14 protein-coding genes and 1 pseudogene are annotated in these 18,409 nt (G+C 61.3%); 10 read left to right on the top strand and 5 right to left on the bottom strand.

Annotation, left to right across the window (positions count from 1 at the left end):
• Positions 1 to 268 precede the first annotated feature (268 nt).
• Both ACFVVI_RS15345 and ACFVVI_RS15340 read right to left on the bottom strand, forming a co-directional pair.
• Entirely contained in the window at positions 269 to 763 is a 495-nt protein-coding gene (locus ACFVVI_RS15345; RefSeq protein ID WP_387445817.1) for an SMI1/KNR4 family protein, read from the bottom strand.
• Complete coding sequence (locus ACFVVI_RS15340) at positions 753 to 983, bottom strand: hypothetical protein (protein ID WP_387445816.1); 231 nt, start codon at positions 981 to 983, stop codon at positions 753 to 755. Before ACFVVI_RS15340 ends, ACFVVI_RS15345 begins: the two co-directional genes overlap by 11 nt.
• A 1,575-nt stretch (positions 984 to 2,558) precedes the next feature.
• On the opposite strand from ACFVVI_RS15340, the gene ACFVVI_RS15335 reads away from it, so the two are divergent.
• The 10 genes and pseudogenes from ACFVVI_RS15335 to dbpB (ACFVVI_RS15290) all read left to right on the top strand — a co-directional run bounded on the left by ACFVVI_RS15335 (position 2,559) and on the right by dbpB (ACFVVI_RS15290) (position 11,316).
• On the top strand, positions 2,559 to 2,846 hold the full coding sequence (locus ACFVVI_RS15335) for a hypothetical protein (protein WP_387445815.1): 288 nt from the start codon (positions 2,559 to 2,561) through the stop codon (positions 2,844 to 2,846).
• Between the two features lie 148 nt (positions 2,847 to 2,994).
• Positions 2,995 to 3,369, top strand: a pseudogene (locus ACFVVI_RS15330) (site-specific integrase); the annotation flags it as partial.
• A gap of 973 nt (positions 3,370 to 4,342) precedes the next feature.
• Positions 4,343 to 5,047 (top strand): 7-cyano-7-deazaguanine synthase QueC, encoded by a 705-nt coding sequence (gene queC, locus ACFVVI_RS15325; RefSeq protein ID WP_387445814.1) that lies wholly within the window; start codon positions 4,343 to 4,345, stop codon positions 5,045 to 5,047.
• An 8-nt stretch (positions 5,048 to 5,055) separates the two neighbouring features.
• Positions 5,056 to 5,694 carry a 7-carboxy-7-deazaguanine synthase gene (gene queE / locus ACFVVI_RS15320; protein ID WP_387445813.1) on the top strand — a complete coding sequence of 213 codons (639 nt, stop codon included), beginning with the start codon at positions 5,056 to 5,058 and terminating at the stop codon, positions 5,692 to 5,694.
• The gene (gene queD / locus ACFVVI_RS15315; protein WP_387445893.1) at positions 5,694 to 6,050 is read left to right on the top strand and encodes a 6-carboxytetrahydropterin synthase QueD; all 357 of its coding nucleotides are present in this window, start codon (positions 5,694 to 5,696) and stop codon (positions 6,048 to 6,050) included. The genes queE and queD overlap by 1 nt, the downstream gene beginning before the upstream one ends.
• Positions 6,050 to 6,847: a GTP cyclohydrolase FolE2 gene (gene folE2, locus ACFVVI_RS15310; protein ID WP_387445812.1), complete on the top strand. Its 798-nt coding sequence runs from the start codon at positions 6,050 to 6,052 to the stop codon at positions 6,845 to 6,847. The genes queD and folE2 overlap by 1 nt, the downstream gene beginning before the upstream one ends.
• A 2-nt stretch (positions 6,848 to 6,849) precedes the next feature.
• Complete coding sequence (locus ACFVVI_RS15305; protein WP_387445811.1) at positions 6,850 to 7,812, top strand: hypothetical protein; 963 nt, start codon at positions 6,850 to 6,852, stop codon at positions 7,810 to 7,812.
• The gene (gene dbpB / locus ACFVVI_RS15300; RefSeq protein WP_387445810.1) at positions 7,812 to 8,960 is read left to right on the top strand and encodes a DGQHR domain-containing protein DpdB; all 1,149 of its coding nucleotides are present in this window, start codon (positions 7,812 to 7,814) and stop codon (positions 8,958 to 8,960) included. The genes ACFVVI_RS15305 and dbpB (ACFVVI_RS15300) overlap by 1 nt, the downstream gene beginning before the upstream one ends.
• The gene (gene dpdA, locus ACFVVI_RS15295; protein WP_387445809.1) at positions 8,957 to 10,192 is read left to right on the top strand and encodes a tRNA-guanine transglycosylase DpdA; all 1,236 of its coding nucleotides are present in this window, start codon (positions 8,957 to 8,959) and stop codon (positions 10,190 to 10,192) included. Before dbpB (ACFVVI_RS15300) ends, dpdA begins: the two co-directional genes overlap by 4 nt.
• Positions 10,192 to 11,316: a DGQHR domain-containing protein DpdB gene (gene dbpB / locus ACFVVI_RS15290; protein WP_387445808.1), complete on the top strand. Its 1,125-nt coding sequence runs from the start codon at positions 10,192 to 10,194 to the stop codon at positions 11,314 to 11,316. The genes dpdA and dbpB (ACFVVI_RS15290) overlap by 1 nt, the downstream gene beginning before the upstream one ends.
• 143 nt (positions 11,317 to 11,459) lie before the next feature.
• On the opposite strand, the gene dpdD is transcribed toward dbpB (ACFVVI_RS15290), so the two are convergent.
• Genes dpdD through dpdJ form a run of 3 tightly spaced genes read right to left on the bottom strand, consistent with a single transcriptional unit; the run spans position 11,460 to position 18,408 of the window.
• Positions 11,460 to 13,448: a protein DpdD gene (dpdD, locus tag ACFVVI_RS15285; protein WP_387445807.1), complete on the bottom strand. Its 1,989-nt coding sequence runs from the start codon at positions 13,446 to 13,448 to the stop codon at positions 11,460 to 11,462.
• A complete protein-coding gene (dpdK, locus tag ACFVVI_RS15280) occupies positions 13,445 to 13,966 on the bottom strand; it encodes a phospholipase D-like domain-containing protein DpdK (RefSeq protein WP_387445806.1) in 522 nt (173 codons plus the stop codon). The genes dpdD and dpdK overlap by 4 nt, the downstream gene beginning before the upstream one ends.
• Positions 13,963 to 18,408, bottom strand: a complete 4,446-nt coding sequence (dpdJ, locus tag ACFVVI_RS15275) for a protein DpdJ (protein ID WP_387445892.1) — start codon at positions 18,406 to 18,408, stop codon at positions 13,963 to 13,965. Before dpdJ ends, dpdK begins: the two co-directional genes overlap by 4 nt.
• Between the last annotated feature and the right edge of the window lies 1 nt (position 18,409).

The raw sequence follows: 18,409 nt of genomic DNA, 5'->3' as shown, positions 1-18,409 counted from the left end.
TGTCCGGAGCTATTCGATCGGGCGCCGATACAGACTCTGCACGCGGACAACGGTGGCGTGCACATCAACGAGTTCGAGGCGTCCGCAGCGCCCACTATTCCACGGCGGACGGTGTTCATCGTGCCGAAAACAGACTGGGGGTCGGGGTGCTCGAACATTACCTGGGCAAGGTTCGGCCGCGGTTTGTTGTCGGCGCGCATCCCGCGGTTTGAGTGACCGAGCGGTGCGGACCCCGTTAATAGTACTTTGCGATTTCCCTCATGGCACCCTACATTTGATTTCTCTCCCTACGCATCGCTTCCGTAGATTCGCGAGTCTTCTGCTGGATACGCCAGGACTGCCGAAGGAATTCAATGAACCCATCGGCAAGCTTTTGCTCCTCGGAAGAACCCTCCTGATAGGCATAGACTGCACGAGATCCGCGCTTAAAGAAATAGACTTTATAACCTTGGTGATGACCGAAGAAGAACTGGCCATCCAACGTTAGCCCCTTACCAGCGACGTCTTCGGCGGCCTCTACGGCATCCAGCATCCGCGGGAAGAACAGGTCAGTTCCTTTGAAGAGCGTACCAGCCTTCTTTCCCATGTATTCAAGAAACGCCTGATACTCATCAGGGATAGCAAAGCCTTCGGGCGCGACGGAGTGGACCTGCGCGATCTCCGCCGAGTCGCATCCTATGATCGAGTCGCTCGTTGCAAATCCGGACTCTATCAACTCACGACCGAAGGTCTCTATGTCGTGGTTACTATCTTCACGCGCCATAGGTCACCTTCACTTTCACTCCAGGATATTTCTTCATGAATTGTTCTTCCACATTGCATCCCTGGTGCACTGATTTCGCCGCAGCATTCATGCCTGGCACTCCCTCGGCGAATTCTGTTGCATTGCTGCCAGATTGGGAATGTGCACGGCCGGACCGATCATCTGACAGACTGGTACGGCCGGTATCGCGCCCAGGGTAGCGGTCCTCGTCGAAGACCACCTCACGCACCCAGTGCGCAGAATTCTCGATGCGCCGACGCCCGCGCAACCAGGGCCCGGACTCGATGGTGACCGCCGAGTGGCGGTTTCTCGGCAGCAGTGAGCGGCATCTGCGGTGATCACGGCCGGCTCGCGGCAGCGGCTGTCGGTCGGGGCCGACGCGCACGGCCCGACCGCATCTGGGCCTGGTACCGCTGGCGACGACGACGCCAGCATCAAAGCCCGACTCAGCCACTATTGCCGACGGGGCGACCCACTGGGCCGACCCCAGAGTGCCGTTGCAGCACTGGCCCGCAGCAGCTCTCGCACAATCTCGGCAGACGCTGCTTTCCGTTCAGGACGGGTCTCTCGCTGCCGACCCAGCCCGCTCAGGTGCCAGGACCAGCTTTACGATTCATCCTCGCATGGAACATGCCACGTGCCGACGCACCTATCAACCCGACAAGGGGCCGAACGCACCACCAGACGAATTAGTTGTGAGTCGCCTGGGAAAACAAGTCAGGCCGGGTCCGAATTCGATCTCGGAAACCCCGCCTGAACTGCGCATACTGTGGAGCTAAGGGGAATCGAACCCTGACCTTCTCGATGCAGGTGACACCTGCTACCATGAACAACTCTGAACAACAAGCCGGACAACAGATTAGCCCTTTTATCTGGTCAAACACTCTCGCTGCGGCAACTCTCGGCAACGATGGACAACGGGCCGTTCAGCCGAATTAGTGGTGACATAGAAGGGAGTACAAACAGCGCCATGTCCGCTCAACGGCGTCGCCAGCCTCCGAAAAAGTCCACCTCCCACCAGCCACTGGACCTTCCCGCCGCACCATCGATGCCGCGGTGACGGACGAGCCTGGTGGCGAAGTCCGCCGAATTGCGGTTTCGTGGAGAGAGAAGAGCCACCGGTCGGGTAAGCAAAGGAGCCCGATGCTGTTACACGACGCCGTGCCGGCCGAGCAACTCGCCGGCTCACCAGCGCTCGGCGACTACCTCCGATCTCGGCTCGCTACACCCAGCACCCAACGTGCGAGTTCCGACACCGAGGCACGCGATGACCTGACCGAGTCCGTCGAGCCACCGTCCCCGATCGTGCTGCCCCTTGCGCAGAGTATGCGCAGCGACGACGCGTCCAGGAGTGGAGGTACGACGAGGTCGCCGAAAACTGCGTTCAATCCTTGTCGGAGCCCAGTCGGGTCCAGGTCGACAACGATTCCGGTGAGACATAGATCCGCTCAGCGCCGGAGCAGCGCTCCTCGACGACACCTCACCATTGGGCGGTTCCGATGAGTCGAGGCAGACCACCACGCCCGCTTGGGGTTCCCGGCAAACTCATGCTCACCGAACTCACCCCTGGTCACTGGAAAGCACGCGTGCTCGTCCGCGATTCCTCCGGAACACGCCGTGACATGACGCGAGTCTCCCCAATCAGGTACGACTCACGCGGACGCCGGATCCCTGACCACACGGGCAAACGCGCCCGCGACACCGTTCTGGCCGCTGCCGTCGATCTCACCGAGACCACCTCGTCGACCTGAACCGAGCCGACGCCACGATCAGCCGCTACAGCAAGCTCGCCAAGATGTTCGACACCGCGTTCGACGGCCGTCGACTGTTCGAAGTCAATACCTCGACCCTGGAGGCCTTCCTGACCGAGGTCGGCAACACCCGAGGCCCGTCCAACATGCGAACAGCCCGCACCGTGCTCTCGGGAATGTTTCGTTTCGCTGTCCGGCAGACTGCTCTCCAGTCCAACCCGGTCCGCGAGGCAGAGTTGCCAGACAACATCGAAGCCAAAGGCCGCACCGGCGGCGCCGGAATCCTGACGATCGATGAACTCCGATTCATCCTCGCCGCCGTGCGGACCTAAGCGATCCCCTGTCCACGCAAACTCGACAAAGCCGAACGCACCACACCGGTCAACGCCTACACCCCACCCACCGTCGCCGAATACTGTAAAGGCGCCGACCTCGCCGACGTGATCACCCTCTACGCCGCCCGGACTTCGCCGATCCCAGATGCTCGGACTTGTGTGGACCGACATCGACCTCGCGGAACGCACACTTCGTCCCACCGGCAAGGTCGTCCGGGTGGCGGGCAAAGGTCTTGTCCGAGTCACCGCCGACGCCGATTCGAAAAACCACACCGGCACCATCGCACTACCCGAGTTCGCCGTGGAAATGCTCGGGCACCGCAAAACCACGATGACAGCACGCCGACACACCTCACCGCCGAAACCCGGGACAGTAGAACTCGACCTCGTATTCCTTTCCGCGGTATGGACATTGCGCGATCCACAGAACGTCGGCCACGCCTGGCAGCGTGTCCGGGCAGCCCTCGGGTTCGCCGAAGACATGACCGCGCACAGCTTCCGCCATGCCGTCGCCACGATCCTCGACGACGCCGGACTGTCGGCCCGCATTACCGCCGATGTCCTCAACCACGCAATGACCAGCCAACACTCACACAGCGACGGCGACGGCGACGGCGACGGCGACGGCGACGGCGACGGCGACGGCGACGGCGACGGCGACGGCGACGGCGAACGACAAGAGCAGGTCCGGAACCGGCCGTTGTACGTGGCTTCAGAATGCCCACCGCCCTCGAGACTGAATCGCCACGCGTTTGCTGCGCACACCGTTATCTGTCTCCAACACGCTGCTGGAACATGTTCGCATAGTAGTCAACTCGCACTCGACCGGCGGTTTACCCCGAGTCGGTGTATCAGACGAGACCGATCGTTCCAGTCCACTCGGTCACATGTGAGCTGTTCGACATCTGCCAACCGGTGCAGCGGACCAGTCCGAAGCGGCGAGTTATCGGGGACTCGCCAGAGGGCCGCAGTCGGCCCATCAATGTGTGCCCGAAATGCACCGACGTATATTGCCCAGGTCACGGGCGGTTCACAGCGCTCGCCGTGCGGTGTCTGCCCCCTCGGGTATGCCGTGCGCCCGGCGGAACGCTCTGCCATTGGCCACTCGGGTCAAGGTTGCGCCTCCAGGTCTGGTGGATCGAACAGTTTTCAAGGTGGCGACATGTCGAGTAACTGCTTCTTCCCACCAGACGTCTTGAGATCAGTTTCCCCCGAAACCTCCCTGCGATCGCCACTCTTTACAAAGTATGCACAGGCCAAGAGGGAGGTAGCTGCTTCGCTCTTGGGGTGGTGGGCCTGCTCATGCTGGCTATCGACGGCAGCGCTAGTCGGACCGCCGCCCTGCTACTGTGCCGCGACCGGCTCACCGATCCCCTGGCTCAGGGCAGCCTGGAGGCCGTGGGGATGTTGCAGCAGCCGTCCTTGAAAACTACGCTCACCAGGTGGCGAATGACGAAGCAGTTTCCTCTAGTTCCAAGCGATGGGAAGACGCAGTGACCACAGATAAGCGCAAGGCCGTCGTCCTGCTCAGTGGCGGGCTCGACTCGACGACGGTCCTCGCGATAGCTCACCAGAAAGGGTACGAGACTTACGCGCTTAGTTTCCGGTACGGGCAGCGGCACACGGAGGAACTCGAGGCCGCGAAGCTCGTCGCGGCGAAGTTGGGCGCTGCACAGCACGTGATAGCCGACATCAACCTGGCTGTCTTCGGCGGCTCTGCATTGACTGACCATGCTCTCGACGTGCCGCACTATGACCATGTTGACGACATGGACTCCAGTATCCCGATTACCTATGTGCCAGCGCGCAATACGGTCTTCCTCTCCTTTGCCCTTGCCTGGGCAGAGACCCTTGGATCCTCCGACGTTTTCATCGGCGTGAACGCACTCGACTACAGCGGCTACCCTGACTGCCGACCCGAGTACATCGAGGCCTATGAGCGCATGGCCAACCTAGCCACGAAGGCCGGCGTCGAGGGCACGCAACTGCTCAAGATCCACACTCCGCTGATCGACCTGACGAAGGCGCAGACGATCGAGCGAGGTCTTGAACTTGGCGTGGATTACGCCTGGACCCATAGTTGCTACGACCCCGTCGACGGACGCGCCTGTGAAACCTGCGACTCGTGCCTGTTGCGGGGCCGCGGCTTCGCTGAACTCGGCTTGGTCGATCCCTCCTTCACCTCTCTCAAGGCCTGATCCGGCGTATGTATCGGGTGAAGGAGATCTTCTACACTCTTCAAGGCGAAGGAAGCCACGCTGGGCGACCGTCGGTGTTCTGCCGATTCACGAGTTGCAATCTTTGGACTGGGCTGGAGAAGGATCGGCATCGAGCTGTCTGCCAATTCTGTGACACCGACTTCGTCGGCACGGACGGGCCTGGCGGAGGACGTTTTCGGACCGCTCCAGACCTTGCGGCGGCAGTAGCGAAGACCTGGGAGGGACGTCCCCATCCGCGCAGCCGCCCCTATGTCGTCTGCACTGGCGGTGAGCCCTTGCTGCAGTTGGACCAGGCTGCGGTAGACGCTCTGCACGCAGAGGGATTCGAAGTCGCGATCGAGACGAACGGCACTCGCCGAGCCCCTGCCGGAATTGACTGGGTGTGCGTGAGCCCCAAAGCGGGCGCCGAGGTCGTACTGACCTCGGGCGACGACCTGAAGTTGGTCTACCCCCAGAAGGATGCGCAGCCAGAACAATTCGAACACCTCGATTTCACTCGCTTCCTGCTACAGCCGATGGATGGCCCCGACCTGGTGTCCAGCACTCAGGCAGCGATTGACTATTGCCTCGAGCACCCGCAGTGGCAGTTGAGCATCCAGACGCACAAGACATTGGGGATCCGTTGATCGAGATATTCCGCGAGTTCACGTTCGAAGCAGCACACCGGCTTCCGAACGTGCCCGAGGGCCACAAGTGCGCCCGCCTGCACGGTCACAGCTACCGAGTGCAGGTTCATCTACGGGGTGACATCGACCCCGACTCGGGCTGGTTCATGGATTTCGGCGACCTCAAAGCCGCTTTCAAGCCGATCGAGGCACAACTCGATCACTACTACCTCAACGACATCGAGGGGCTGGAGAACCCCACCAGCGAGGTGCTCGCGCGGTGGATTTGGACGCGCCTGGTCGACCAATTGCCTTTGGCTGCAATCCAAGTGCGCGAGACGTGCACGTCTGGTTGCATCTACCGTGGGGAGGACTGATGCTCCAGGACGTACAGGCTGCCGCCGATGTACGAGGCATCCCACTCGATGAAGTAGGTATCGAGGGCCTTCGCTACCCGGTACTGATCTCGAACGGGCAGGGAGACAAGCGAGAGACCGTGGCCACCGCGAACATGTCGGTGAGCCTTGAAGCCGGGGTCAAAGGCGCACATCTCAGCCGCTTCATCGAGGTACTCCACAGTTGGCGTGAGCAACTGGGCGCGGAGAGCGCCATCGGTATCGCCGATGACCTTCGTCAACGCATGGGAAGCGCTCGTGCGCGTGTGCACATGGCCTTTCCCTACTTCCTCGAGCGATCGGCTCCTGTCACGGGTGCGCCGGCTTTTGTCGAGTACAACTGTGCCGTTTCGGCAGTCAGTGAACGTGACAGCAGCAGCCTCGCCCTGCAGGTCGTGGTCCCGGTCACGAGCGTCTGTCCGTGCAGTAAGGCGATCAGCGATCGAGGTGCGCACAACCAGCGAGGCTGGATCACCATCGATGTCCGCCCCGCCAACCATCCGACCGACCTCTGGTTCGATGAACTAATCGACATCGCCGAGGGCGCCGGGTCATCGCCGGTCTATGCGTTGCTCAAACGGCCTGACGAGCGCCACGTGACGATGGCGGGATACGACAATCCCGTCTTCGTCGAAGACATGGTCCGCAACGTTGCTCAGTCGCTCGCGGACTCGAATCGTATCGGGGCCTACCGTGTCCGGGCTGTCAACGACGAGAGCATTCATAACCACGCGGCCTTCGCCGAACTCACCTGGACCAGCACGGCTGGCAGCATCTAGACATGGACAACCTCGCAGACCCGCGGGACCGGGCCATTCACATCGTGGTGACGTGCTCGAACCGTAAGCGCCAGGTTGCGCCGCAACACTATCGACTTCAAAACCTGAACGTCAAAACACCGGAGAAGCGCTGCGCTGCATGGCTCGAGCGCCTCTCTGCAGGTTCACCGACGATTGCCGCGACGGACATGTATGCGGGCGAGCACTGGCAGGTCGCCAGGAATCTGCCCGAGGCGGTTGGGTCATCCGCCGCCCTGTGGGTCAGTTCGGCAGGCTACGGCCTGATCCCCGCTGCTGCTCGGATTCACCCCTACGCGGCAACCTTCGCTGGCGGCCAACCTGACTCCGTAGCAACGACTTCCGATGCTGCACGGCGTTGGTGGGACGAGTTGTCGAGATGGGCAGGACCGTGCGACGGTGAACCTCGGTCCTTCGCGGCACTGGCAGAGCGAGACCCCAGTTCGGTGATCGTCGCCGTCATGTCGGATGCATATCTGCGGGCGTGTTCCCAGGACCTCAAGGACGCGGCGACGCGGTTGACGGACGCCGAGAACATCGCGGTGTTCGGACCGCCGGGGAACTGCCTCGAGATCGCCGACCTGATTGTGCCCGTAACTGCGGCTCTGCGACCAACAGTTGGCGGTAGCCTGCAGTCGCTGAATGTACGTGCTGCTGAACACGTTCTGCGCACAGCACGTGAGTCCGGCATGTCGCTACGCCGATCGCTGCTCACCAAGCTGATCTCCGATGCCACCGCAGCTGCGCCCGCGGATGCAGGCCGGAAACCGGCCGGCGTGAAACTTGTCGATGAGGACGTTCGCTCATTCATCCGAGCGCACATCACCGGCGGACCGACATCTGCGACGAAACTGCTGCGGTTGCTGAGGAATTCGGGCCTGTCGTGTGAGCAGGCTCGTTTCAAGGCGCTCTTCACTGAAGAAGTAGCCAGGGGGGTGTTGTTCTGATGGCGTCACCCAGAGCCACCCCGACGCGGGAGGTCCGCGCGCTCCGGATCGTTCAGGCCAAGGACTATCCGCTCTATGTTTTCATGCTGCGAGCGGACGAGATCCTGGATTTCGCTGACATATCCCGTGTCAGTCGTGATGACGCCGGCAAGCTGATCGGCTATCAGCGACCTCAGGTCCGCAAGCACATCCAGGAGATTGTGGAGTACCTGGATAGTGACGTCCCGATCTTCCCGAACCCGATCATCATGGCGTTGTCCCCGGAGGTTGTGTTCAGGAGCACCCGAGGCGGCAACCGTCATCCTGACGACGGGATCTCCGATACTGGCAGGCTTACCATCCCGTTGCCGGAGCCGGGCAAGACAAAACCAGCCTGGATCGTCGACGGTCAGCAGCGAGCGTTGGCGCTCTCTCATGCCCAGCGCAAGGACTTTCCTGTTCCCATCACGGCGTTTGTTGCCGACACGGTCAATCTCCAGCGTGACCAGTTCGTCCGTATCAACAATACAAAGCCTCTTCCACGAGGACTGGTCACCGAACTGCTGCCTGAGGTGGACAGCCCGCTCCCGGCCCGTCTCGCAATCCGTCAGGCACCATCAAAGCTTTGCGATGTCCTGAACACAGACAAGTCCTCGCCTTTCCTGGGCATGATCAAGCGTGCCTCGATGTCTGGTAACAGGCCGACCCACGCGGTTGTCACCGACACCGGGATCGTGGAAATGATTCAGGAGAGCCTTACATCGTCTTCGGGTTGCTTGTACCCGTACAGGGATATCGGGCGAGGCGAAACCGACTTTGACAGCATCATCAAAGCGTTGATTATCTATTGGTCAGCCGTTCGCGACATTTTTCCAGAAGCCTGGGGAAAGCCCCCGGAGAAAAGTCGGCTCATGCATGGAGCCGGGATCCGTTCGATGGGCCGTCTCATGGACCGAATCCTGGGAACAGTAGATCCATTGCGGGAGGATGCTCCCGAACGGATACGCCAGCATCTTGCTCTTGTCGTTCCTCATTGCCACTGGACCACAGGTACCTGGAATGATCTCGGGCACAGCTGGAATGAGATCGAGAACGTGCCGAAGCATGTTCATGAACTCTCCAACTATCTAATTCGCACCTATCACTCGACACGTAGGGAACTCATGTGAAGTTCTTCTTTCCTGACAGTCAGGACATGGTCAGCCCAACCTATGACTTCATTAACGATGAGTACTCTCCCTTCCGGGTGCGTCAGCGGGACGACAAATATGCCCACGAGGTGCTGAGCCCGGCGCCCTACGATGGAATATTGGTCAGCAAGGCCATCGTGGATGGCTCGATCAAAGGTGCCGGAAAATATTCGATGCCGCAACGGGAACGCTTGTACCGCCTTGGCATAAAGAAGTATTTCCGCCTGCCCGATGATGTTAAATCGCTCGGCGACTGCGGAGCCTTCAACTATATCAACGAAGAACTTCCCCCGTACACCGTAGACGAGGTCCTGGACTTCTACGAAGGCTGCGGATTCGACGCCGGGATCAGCATCGATCACATCATCTTCGGCTACGACCCTGATATTTCCGATGCCGACGTAAACCCAGCGTGGGTGGAACGTCGACAGATATCTCTCGGTTACGCCGAGAAATTCCTGGCAGGCGTCGAGTCGCGGGGCAGAAAGATCGAGCCGGTAGGATCCGCGCAGGGCTGGAGTCCAGCAAGTTACGCCGACAGTGTGCAGCGTCTTCAGGAGATGGGCTACCAGAGGATTGCGCTGGGAGGCATGGTGCCTTTGAAGACCGCCGAGATCCTCGCTTGCCTAAAGGAGGTCGACGGAATTCGTGACCCGCGGACCGAGTTCCATCTGCTGGGAATCACGCGGGTGACGTCGATGGAAGAATTCGCCCGGCTGGGTGTGACGAGTTTCGATAGCACGTCACCATTCAAACAAGCATTCATGGACGACCGCGACAACTACCATACAGCGGACGAGACCTTCCCGGCTATTCGGGTCCAGCAGTCGGACGGAAATCCTGCACTCAAGCGCCGAATACTCTCCGGCGCCGTCTGTCAGAACACGGTGAAGGCCGCCGAGCGTGAGTGCCTCAAGCAATTGCGAGCATTCGATAAGGGCGCAACATCGGTGGAGCAAGTTTTGTCGGCACTTGCCGACTACGAGCCGCTTGTCGACCCGAAAAAGAAGTCACGAATTCCGGGGTATCGGCGAACACTCGAAGCGAAGCCGTGGAAGTCCTGTAGATGCGAACTCTGCCAGAAGCACGGGATAGAGATTGTCATTTTCCGCGGCACCGAGCGTAACAAGAGTCGAGGATTTCACAACCTGTCGGTGCTCAGTGAGAGAATGCACAATATCGCCGTCCGACCGTCCATCAAGGAGAGATAATGGCCGACCGCTACACGCTTCGCCTTCCCGCGCTGGAGGTCCGGCAGGGGAACCGTCGCATTTACTGCTTTGCAGTGGACGGCAAGCGGCTTCATGAATTCGCAGCAGTTTCCCGTATTCGCCGCGGCGCCGAGGAAGCCCTTCACGGGTACCAGCGTCCTGAGGTTGCGAGTCATATTCGAGCAATCAAGCGCTATCTCGAATCGGATGAAGCGATGCTTCCGAACGCGGTGGTCCTCGCGTTCGACAACCGAGTCAGTTTCGAGCCCTCAGCAGGTTTGTCGCAGGCTGTCCACTACTCCACACCCGGTGAGTTGGTGGTCCCGATCGACCAGACGCTCGCTGAACAGGACAAGCCGGCGTGGCTGGTGGACGGACAGCAGCGCAGTGCGGCGATCCGGGATGCCGATATCGGCGAGTTTCCCGTGGCCGCAGTGGCATTCATTGCCGATAACGAGGCAGAGCAACGCTCGCAGTTCATTCTCGTGAACAACACGAAGCCGCTGCCCAAAGGCTTGGTCAACGAGTTGCTTCCGGACACCACGGGGCATCTCCCCCCTGTATACGCTCGGCGGCAGCTCCCGGCTGAGATCATGACCCGGCTCAACGGCACGATCCGGGGCCCGTTCTATCGGATCATCGCTACGCCGACCGCTCCCGACGGGTACATCAAGGACAACAGCGTTCTGAAGATGATCGAGCACAGCTTGTACGACGGCGCTCTCTATCAGTACCGCAATCCTGCAGACGGGACCGGCGATATCGACAAGATGCTCGCGCACCTCAACACCTTCTGGGGTTTGGTCCGAGACACTTTCCCCGAGGCTTGGAAGCTCGACCCCCGCCACTCTCGGCTCACGCACGGTGTGGGCATCCAGTCCATAGGTTTCGTAATGGATCACCTCACCGAGCATCTGGCGTACGACGAAGTCGACTCAGAAGTCGTCGGCATTGCAATGAAACGGATCGAAAGTATTGCCCGGTGGACCAAGGGTGTCTGGGCCTTCAACGAGAGCGGCGAGAGGAAATGGAACGGTCTGCAGAACACGCCGAGTGATATTCGCCTGCTGACGAACTACCTGCTACAGGTCGTCGACGACCAGGTGCCGACGCCGCTCTACTGATCGCCTAGACGGCTACGGGCCCCACCGCTTGCACCAGTGAGCCCGAGGGCACCCGGGTGTTCTGCAGCAACCGTGAGACAGGCCCCGCGCTCACCAGGGGTTGGCGTTGCTCCTGGTGAGCGCCCGATAGGTGTCGAATCCAGTTATCCGAACCGCTTCTTGAGTTCCGTCAACGTGGTGCGCAGCAATGAAGCAGACCCACTCCCGTCCACGTAGGCGATCTTTTCTCTGCTGGTGTGGTTGGAGATGAAGCCGGTCGCGGCATGTGTTGCGCATCGAGTGATCAACACGACCAGATCGGCGTGCTGGACCCACTGGCGTAGCCGAGGGCTACCGACGTGGTCAGATGAAGTCGTGACCCGGGCGTTCGGTGCGATGGAGCGCAGTTGCTCGGTCACCCTTCCCAGGACCTTCGCATCGAGTGAGTAGAGCAGGACATTCACCTCTGCGGCGAACCACGTCTCCGAGTCCGTCTTCTCGTCGTTTTGGTCGGTCTGCCATGGCAATCCCAACTTGAGTTCATCGTCGAGGACACGGGCGAAAGCAATGTCGGCCGTGTCCAGACGTTCTGAATGTCGCGAGAGCGGAGTCAGGAGTCGGTAGCCTAGTTGTTGCCGTGCGGCCTCGTCCGCGCACGCCGCCATCACCAGTGAATCGACGATGTCCAGCGCCGTTGATGCCCGCTCCGGCGCAACCCAGCGGTCGGACTCCGAACCGATCTCCCGCAGCAGCCTGCTGTAACGGTCGGCACTCGGTGCACCACGCAGTGCGACACCGAGCAGCGCCTGAATCGCCAACAGGTCGCCAGGGTGGAATCGGCTGTAGGTGAGGGCGTTTAGGATGAATGCCTCGGCACTGTGGCCTGCCGGATCGTCGTAGCCGATGGCGTCGAGGAAGGCACCTACAGCGCTCCATATCTGCTCAGCGCTGTCATCCCTCAGGCCATCCAGCAGGCCGGCGATCTTTTCGTCATCTTCAGCGGGCGAGGGCCAATCCTGCCAACTAGACTCCAGGAGCACATTTCGCACGGCCGGGGAGTCATCGGAGAGCGCAGCCACCAACTCAGCCCATGACGAGATCGTGGGTTGTGTTCCAGCCGCGATTACCGCGCCATCGGAGTTGTCCGCGGTCCGGTTCAGCAGTTCTGCACGTACCGCCTCCGGCAGTTCCTCGAGTTGCTGCAGGCTGTGTAGTTGGTCCCTCGTGTGTCCGAGTAGATCGTGATCATCGCCGATGATTCCCGCGAGCACCGCGATGGTCAACGCGCTGGTCGAACGCAGCCTGAGCGGCCCATTCAACAACTCCTGCACGTGAGTGCCCGTCTCCGACAACACCTCAATCGCACTATCGAGGTCGCCGGCGGCGAGGTATTCCTCGATCGCGCTGAAGTACAACGATTCCAGCAGAGCCTCGCGTACCGGCGTGGGAGGCTCCTGCCGGATGACGTCGGACAGCCGAGGATATGCCTGGATCTCGGCGTCCTTGCCGAGTCGGTTGAGCCGTTTGATCGTCAGGTACGCCAGGTTGCTGGCGTCCAGGCCGCCGGTCTCACGCAGTTGGTCGAGGATTGCCGCCGAGCTCGCTTCGCCGCCGGCGGCCAGTGCGGCGTCGAATTCTGCCAAGAGTCGACCGGCGGGTTTCGCAACGTGCCACGACCGCGCCGGCCGCCTCGCGAGTACTTCCTGCATCAGCCGCAGCGCGTCGGTCAGCCTCGCCCGCTGCTTCGACACAGGACCCGCGCCGAGGCGGAACACGGCTGCAGCACTCGTGGCCTCGAGCAGGATCCGCTCGACCTCTACTGCTGGGTCAAGCGGGGCGGGGCGCTCCATAGAGGCCTGAACGAGGTGGCTCGGCCCCGCGAACGCCTTGATGAGTTCCGAGGTAAGAACAACATCCTCGCGCTTGTCCACCACCACGTAGATGGTGAATCGGTCCATCGACTTCTTGAGTGCGGGCAACACCAGCGGGACGTCTGGCCGATTCAAGGCGTTGTCGACGAAAGGCCTTGTGCGATCTGCCCATTCGTAGGCTTCGGCCATGTCAGGCCAGGCATCGTTGACCGGCGCTGCGAAGAACGCCTCCAACAGCCGTCGGGTGGCTTCCGGAGTCCGTGCTACCCCTGTCTCGGTCACGGTGTATTTTCCCAACGCCGCTCTAGGTCGATTCGTGCTTGGGCGGGTTCACGCCCGCCCTGGCTATAGGTGACCGCTTCATCGTTCACCGTCATACCGCGGACGGTGAAGTTCATCGATCCGGTGAGCAGCCACTCCTGCCCACATAGAGTCTTCTCGTGCACTTCCGGTGCCTGCATGATCTTCAATCGCCCCTGCGGGGCTCCGGCTTTGAGCCGAAGCAGGAAAGGTTCGTTGTGGTCGTCAGGGCGGGTCACGACATGAACGTGAGCTCCCGCTGCAGTGATTCTGGCCAGTGCGTCGGACAACCGGCACACGGTGACCGAGTCGTCTCCGAAAACGGCATCGAACTCACCTGCGGAATTGTCGATGACATCCACATCGGTGATCCACGGCGAAACCAGCCAGATCAGCGGGCTGGGAGCGAGCATCTCCGACAGCAACACCGCTCGGAGAACCGGTGCAACTCGGATACGCGTCTGTTCGCTGATGCGAATCGTGCGTGCGGTCGTGGTCATTGCACCGCTTCCCGGAGTTCCACACGGACGGTGGTGCGATCGGAGTGCCGGATGATGTTTCGAACCTGGCCGTACACGCGAAGCGCGTCCCGGTCGGTGGGCAGAACTGGGAGCAGGACCAAAGCGGCCGCCACAGCCCGGTTTCCCTGGCTGCGACTGACGAGGTCGAGTTGTCCGTGTCTGGCGAGTGCTGCCTGGTATCGCACAATCCAATCCGGTTCATCGAGGTCGATCTCGACCAGTTGCTCCGCGTGGGAAGCGCCGATCAGTGCCCGGTCCACGACGGTTTCTTCGCCGAATCCCTGGTAGTACTGCAGGTGCTGGTTCCGAGCCTGGTGGCCCCGGGGCCACAACATGCTGAATACCTGGTCGGCGCTCAGTTCACGCTCGTCCTCGGCGAAGGATCCACGACTGGCCACGAAGGCCATCACGCGCGCATCGACTTCCACCCCGAGTCGCTGCTCCAACGTGACCCAGTCCTCGACCAGCCGCAACGCCGTGCGGTCTGAGGTAGTGTCCGAGCCTGGGCGCAGTAGGCGGGTCGACAGCGCGGCGAATGCGGCGTGTCGAGGTGGCCCGCTGAGCACTGTCCACGCCTCGCGCAGGTCCTCCAGGCCCGCTCCGGCGGTCTGCGTGGAGCGAGCCTGTCGCAACTCTGCAATTGCGCGTGCTGCTGCACCGGAAGGATTCGCTGTCACCTCTTTCAACAGTTCGAGCAACGCCGCGTCGACGTGCTCTTGTTCTCCCGGTGCCAGGATGGAGTCGACAAGTGTCCAGAATGCCCGGGGGTCCTGCGCATAGTTCTGGACCAAGAACTCGACCACTCCGACACCTCCGATCGAGGTCTCGGTCAGCCACACCACGTCGTGGTCTCCCTGCCCCCGTTCGAAGACATCGACCGTGAGGTCCTTGTCTTGCGCGTGTGGGCAGACACGGATTGAGGCCGCGAGGATTGCGGCGGCAACCGTGTGCGTATAGACACGTGTCGCCAGCGACGCCGTCCTGTCCACGATGTCGGAATCGATCAAGAGTCGGCCTGCGCGGTTGAGCGAATCGATTACCGCGGGCTGCGTGGCCAGTGCCGAGAGACCCTGGACGAGCCGTTCTGTCGCCGGCGCGCCCGAACCCGGTGTATCGGTGCTTCGATACATGACGGTGAGGATTTCTTGAAGTTGATCACGCCATGCCCCACCGGCAAGCTCTGTGTGAACCTCCGAACCCGGACGCCCATCCGCCCCTGCGAGGGCAAAGGCAGTGAGGTAGATCTGGGCTAGCCACTCGCGCTGAAATTTGTTCGCCACGTCATCGAGGGTCGGATCCGAGCGCACTACATCTAGGAACGCCAACGATCGCCATTGCGGCGACCCGAGATATGTCCTGAACTCGGGGGTTTCGAGAATGGGTCGCTTGAGGACGAACTTGATTCCGTCCACCTCCAGATGGAAGCCCAGTGCCGCCGGTCGACCGTCGAGCGAGTACGCGATCTTCCGCCGCTCATCAACACGCTGGTTGGTACGGGCGATCACGCTGTCCGCTCCGATAGTCATTCGCCGAACCTCGACCGGGTTTCCGCTCCGGTGCGAGCAGAACCCGACCTCGACCAACCGCGTGCTCCACGGTGATGGGTCCGGGACGTGGGCAGCGTGGGGAGGTGCACTTTCGTTGACCGCGACCTGGCTGACCCATCGCGCCATGCCCTGGGACCTCGTGTTGATCTCGGGGTCGGGCTCCGTCACGCGGATACGGGTTGGGCGGACCACCTGGTATTTCTTGCCGTCAGGTCCTTCCCACACACCCTCCACGATTGCGCCGAGACCAACCATCGTCCGCAGGTCGAGTTCATCGGAGCCGGTCGGAGGCGCAATCCATGTTCGATCGTCGTCGCGTCGATACGCGTACCGTTTGCTGACTCTTCCCGGCACGGTCTCCCTCAAAGCCTGCGCGATACCGAGCGACTCGAAGTCGTCCTGATCGCCGAACGGCAACTCCAACCGGACTTCGGGGACATTCAGCGGTGCGAACAGCGAGGTCGTCAGAAATTCCGGAAGCAGGTCGCCTGGTCTTGCACCAGGATCCTCACGAGCCGACTCCCACCGTGTACTGATCCTCCTCAATGCTGTCGGAACGACGGCCAACAATAGTGACCGCGGTGGATCCCACAAGATCGCTTGGACATCATCGGAACCGATCTGCAACGCACTCTGAATGTGTTTGGCCAGATGGTCCTGAGCGCCTCCGCGGTTCTCCAAGACCGCCCGCAAGGTGTCAGCGACGGTCTCATACGCGGAGTCGTCAACCTGGTAGCCCGCCCGCGGGCGTTCGAGTACCTTGCGCGGATCGAGAAAGCATCGCTGCACTCGCATTCGACCACCCAGCCAGTCGAGCATGGCCTGAGTCGCCTGGATCTTCTGAATGAACCTGTTGCCCACAGGCAGGGTCGGGGCCGTCAAGACAGGCGTGAACAGCGATTCGTAGGCCTGATAGGCCAAACGGTCACGCCCGAACTCCGAGAGCGTGACAACTGTGATCGGCCGGGTGACTCGAAGGCGGCCGGCGCGCCCTCGCCGTTGGATGAACGCTGCCGGGTTGCGTGGCGCCTTGTGCTGCAGTACCAATCCCACCCTGGAGTCGTTGACTCCGACTTCTAGTGACGGTGAGGCAACTGTAAGGTCGGCGTCTCGGTCCATCCCTGCATCCTGGGAGGAGGTCCGGCCGATCCGCAGGTGCTCCTGTCGCAGGTCCGAAGACAGGGTGCGCCCGATCTTCTCTGTCACGCGCCACACTTGGCCGTCGCGTTCGCGATCTGTCTCGAAGTTTCCCGTCGAAGACCGCAGCGCAGCCAGGATCGGCTGACCGTTACTGCGCATCGCTCGGTTTTGTCCGCCTTCGGCGTCGCGCAGGGCGTCATAGAAGCGGTTGGTCACGTCCAAGTCGTCGGTGAACGCGAAACCGATCGTGCCGAACAGTTGCTGTTTCTTGTCGAGGATCCTGCCGAACAGCATCGCCGTCTGCACGGAGGTCGACAGCAGGCTTGCTTGGGAGATCGGGTCGCCGCGCAGCGCGATGCAGTACTCCCGACCCTCGTCGACCATGTCGGCTTCCCTGGGCTCGACGCGATCGACCGCGCTCGGGGGCAGACCGGTCAGCGCAGCGAGAAACCGCTCGCTGTCACGTAGTGTCGCTGACAGGCCGACGAAGGTGATGGGTTTCTTCGCTGCGTTGCGCCAACGTCGCAGCAGAAGAGCGACTTGCGCACCATGCATCCCGACGTAGGTGTGCACCTCGTCCAACAGAACAACAGCGGGTGGCACTCCCCCCCGCCAGCCCAGCAGAGCCGCGAGGTGTCCGGTCGCACTCCTGTTCAACATCTCGGTGGTGCTGAACAGGATTTCCGGCGGTTTGTCCCCGATGCTCTTCCGAGTTAGTGCCAAACTTGAGGACTCGATCGTGTGCGAGCACTTTCCGCATTTCAACCGCTCGACGTCGGCAGTCCGGTCGGATTCCAACCAGATCAACTCACCGCTCTCGCATGCTGGACAACCGAAGTACGGGCACACGAATCCGTTCTTGCGCCGCTTCCAGGCGGAGCGCTTGTTTTCGAACTGCCAAGAATCCTTGGTGTCCTTCGGCGTATCGCCATAGAGGACTCCGATCCGGATACTCTGGGAAGTAGCCCCCATTTCGTGGAGTCGTTTCGCGAGACGGATCGTCTCCACCAACTGATCGCGCAGCAATTCCACACGCGGATAGATGGCTAAGGTGTGGATTCCCTTGCGTGCGGTGTCGGCTATCGAAGCAAATGCTGGTAGGTAGAAGGCCATCGTCTTTCCGCTGCCGGTCCCGGCACCGACGATGATCCCTCGGCTGCGGTGTGCGCCGATGGCGGAGAAGATGCGTTGCGCCGCATCAACCTGGAAAGCAGCGAGGAGATTCTCTTCCACGAGGGCTCTGGTGACCCGTTCCTGGCAAGCGCCCCACCCCGCCAGCGTAGCCAGCTGCGTGCACGCCTGGTCGACGGTAATGTCACGCTTCGGATATCGGCGCGGTCGGACATGCAGTCGGTAGTCGGCCACGAGCTGCGGACCGCTCAGCCACCAGCCCGTCTGCGGTATAACACCCCACCGCGGTGCAAAGAGCTGCCTCAGGTTCACGGTCAGCCGTAGCGCCTCCGCCATGCGTGTTCGGTACACAGGCGTTTCGGTGGAATCGTAACGGGGCGCGATGCTCGGCACGGGCACCAACAAAGCCTTGCTGACCAAGTAGTCGACCACAGCGTCGATGGTCGCCTCGCGGGGTGCGTCTCTGTGTTCGGCGAGTGAGTGTTCGATTGTCTCGGTGACCTCGTCCCAGGACAGCACCCCAGTTGTCACTCCCCAGGACAAGAGGGGAAGTTCGCGATCTTCGAGTGCAGATAGCAGGTCGTTTACGAACCTTGGCTTCATC

Origin of the sequence: Nocardia sp. NPDC058114 (assembly GCF_042884695.1) — a bacterium.
Taxonomy (GTDB): Bacteria; Actinomycetota; Actinomycetes; order Mycobacteriales; family Mycobacteriaceae; genus Nocardia.
This window is presented reverse-complemented; position numbering and strand designations above follow the sequence as displayed.